At 71.0% G+C, this 2,010-nt stretch carries 3 protein-coding genes; 1 reads left to right on the top strand and 2 read right to left on the bottom strand.

Features of this window, described 5'->3' with window-relative positions; all coding sequences use genetic code 11:
- Positions 1-44: 44 nt before the first annotated feature.
- Positions 45-770, bottom strand: a complete 726-nt coding sequence (locus ACWIF2_RS40600; protein ID WP_454366715.1) for a hypothetical protein — start codon at positions 768-770, stop codon at positions 45-47.
- Between the two features lie 47 nt (positions 771-817).
- Between ACWIF2_RS40600 and ACWIF2_RS40595 the strand changes: the two genes are divergently transcribed.
- Positions 818-1,006, top strand: coding sequence for a DUF5703 family protein (locus ACWIF2_RS40595; RefSeq protein ID WP_010045410.1), 189 nt, complete (start codon positions 818-820; stop codon positions 1,004-1,006).
- 91 nt (positions 1,007-1,097) lie between these two features.
- On the opposite strand, the gene ACWIF2_RS40590 is transcribed toward ACWIF2_RS40595, so the two are convergent.
- Complete coding sequence (locus ACWIF2_RS40590) at positions 1,098-1,937, bottom strand: chaplin family protein (protein WP_454366713.1); 840 nt, start codon at positions 1,935-1,937, stop codon at positions 1,098-1,100.
- Between the last annotated feature and the right edge of the window lie 73 nt (positions 1,938-2,010).

Raw genomic sequence — 2,010 nt, 5'->3', positions numbered from 1 at the left:
GGACGGCCCTGTGACCACCGCCGTCGGGTGGCCGGCGTGTGCGCTCAGCGGCGGTCCGCGTCCAGGCGCTCCAGATCCTCGTCCTCGTCCAGGTCGGTGAGGCCCTCCTCCAGGTCCTCCGCGTCGTCGTCCTCTTCTTCCTCTTCGTCATCGTCGACATCGTCGCCTTCGACGTCGTCGAACACGGCGCTGACGTCGAAGCGGCAGACCACCTGCTGCGGGTCGACCTGCTCGAACGGGGCCTCAAGCCACTCTCCGGGTTCGGCCGGTTCGTCCGCCGCCATCACCCAGAGTGTGGAATCGCCCTCCTCGAGTCCGAACTCCTTGTGCCGGGAGGCGATCTCGTCGGGCTCGAACTCGCCGAACAGCAGGCCGAGCGCGCCATGGGTCGTCCCGGAGGCTGCCGGGCCGTCCTCGCCTTCGGCGGCCTCGATCCGCTGCGCCTGCGCCAGGAGACGCTGCGGCTCCGCCACCGCGTAGTCGCGGCGGATCAGTACGCTCAGCGCGTTCGGTTCCTCGGGGCCCGCGTACGGGGGCAGCGCGTCCTCCGCACCGGGGATCTCGAAGGGGGTGACCTCGTCGTATCGGTCGTAGAGCAGTTCGTCGTACACCTCTGCGGCCGCGGCCAGCTGGTTGAACGCCTCGTAGACGGCCGGGTCGTCCTCTCCCGACCTGCCTTCGACCGCGGCCAGGTGGCGGTCGAGCGCGGTCTTGACCGCCTCGGCGGCGGCGCGTACCTCGGCAGCGGTGGGCTGCGCAGCATCAGACATAGTGCAGACGCTATCCGTACCAGGCCCCAGCCCGCACAATAGATGCGATGCCGGAATACGAATTTGTCGACGTGTACGTACCTCGCGGGGTCTCCCGCAAGGAAACGGCACGTCTGCTGACGGACCACGCCGAGTACGGACACTGGGAGTTGCACCGTCTGAGCCTGCTGCGCGACGGCAGCCGCAAGGTGCGGTTGCGCCGGCGGATCATCCGCCAGGTGCGGGCCACGTGGTGAGCTGAGACGGCGCACCGGGAGAAGGCATACACGGGAGCGGGCCCCGCATCGGCGGGGCCCGCTCCGTTTGCCTGGGTGTTTGCCGCAGGTGTCAGGCCGAGGCACGCGCCTTGCGGTAGAGGATCGCGCCCGCCAGCAGCGCGCCGGCTCCGGCCGGCAGGGTGAGGCCGAGCGGCAGGCTGCTGCCGGTCTCCGCGAGCTGGGCGTCGCCCTTGGGCTGGGTGACGAACTGGCCGCCCGGCTCGTTCCCGGGGTTCTCGGGGCTGCCCGGGTTACCGGGCTCACCGGGGTTGCCGGGCTCACCCGGGTTGCCAGGCTCACCCGGGTTACCGGGCTCACCCGGGTTGCCAGGCTCACCGGGGTTCCCCGGCTCACCCGGATTGCCGGGCTCGCCCGGCTCCCCCGGGTTGCCCGGCTCCCCCGGCTCACCAGGGTTCCCCGGCTCGCCCGGCTGCCCGGGCGTCTCGTATCCGCCGCCGGGCGGGTCGGTGTGATGCCCGCCGGAGCCGTTCGCGCAGTCGTTGCCCGTGGTGGAGTTGCCGACGCCGATGACGTCGACACTGTTGCCGCAGGCGTTCACCGGCACGTGGACCGGCACCTGGACATGGTTGCCCGAGCCGACGCCGGGCGAGTCACTGGCGTGGCCGCCCGCGTGCGAGCCGCCGTGGCCGCCCGGGGACGATCCACCGCCCTTGTTGGCACACGAGTTGCCCACCGACGGGTTGAGGACACCGATGACGTTGACCGTGTTGCCGCAGACGTTGACCGGCGCGTGCACCGGCGCCTGCACCGTGTTCCCGGAGAGCACGCCGGGCGAGCCCGAACTGGAGCCCTGCGCGCCCGAGTCGGCGTAGGCGGAGCCGCCCGCGGCGGCGATCACGCCGGTCGCGGCCGCCACGGTCATCAGACCCTTGCGGGTGACCTGTCGCATTGCTGAATACCTACCTTCGGCCCTGTCTCGAATTCTTCTCGAATTACTCGAAAGAAGCGTTCGGTCCCGGAGC

The sequence above is a fragment of the Streptomyces sp. NPDC055506 genome, from assembly GCF_053643595.1.
Note: the sequence above shows the minus strand (reverse complement) of the source record. Positions and strands in the feature narration are given on the sequence as shown.

What these genes read in the sequence shown, in the direction of transcription:
- ACWIF2_RS40590 (WP_454366713.1), bottom strand. Translation starts at nt 1,937, where the DNA reads ATGCGACAGGTCACCCGCAAGGGTCTGATGACCGTGGCGGCCGCGACC.
- ACWIF2_RS40595 (WP_010045410.1), top strand. Translation starts at nt 818, where the DNA reads ATGCCGGAATACGAATTTGTCGACGTGTACGTACCTCGCGGGGTCTCC.
- ACWIF2_RS40600 (WP_454366715.1), bottom strand. Translation starts at nt 770, where the DNA reads ATGTCTGATGCTGCGCAGCCCACCGCTGCCGAGGTACGCGCCGCCGCC.